This is a genomic window from Pseudomonas sp. SIMBA_067 (assembly GCF_046534675.1).
GTDB classification, from domain to species: Bacteria; Pseudomonadota; Gammaproteobacteria; order Pseudomonadales; family Pseudomonadaceae; genus Aquipseudomonas; species Aquipseudomonas putida.
Map to the genome: position 1 here is coordinate 1 of NZ_JAWRYH010001473.1, position 231 is coordinate 231.

Below are 231 nucleotides of genomic sequence, written 5' to 3' on the forward strand. Positions count from 1 at the left end.
GGTACGGTCGAGGTCGACGTTCTGCACGCGGTCGTCGTCGTACGCCTGGCCAAAGATGTCATAACGCACGCCGACCAGGGCCTTCCAGTGCTCGTTCAGCTCGATCATGTCCTGCAGGTACAGGCCGGTGGTCTGCTGGAAGTTGGTGCCTTTGGAGGAGAGGTTGGCAGCGTGCTCGGGTACCGATACCAGGGCGTCGCGGTACACCGGCACCTGGGCCACGTTGTTCTG

Annotated in this window: 1 protein-coding gene; it reads right to left on the bottom strand. The window is 62.8% G+C overall.

Annotation, left to right across the window (positions count from 1 at the left end; genetic code table 11):
- Positions 1–231, bottom strand: a 231-nt coding sequence (locus SB765_RS34320; RefSeq protein WP_410933115.1) for a TonB-dependent receptor domain-containing protein, incomplete at both ends; no start/stop codon positions are given.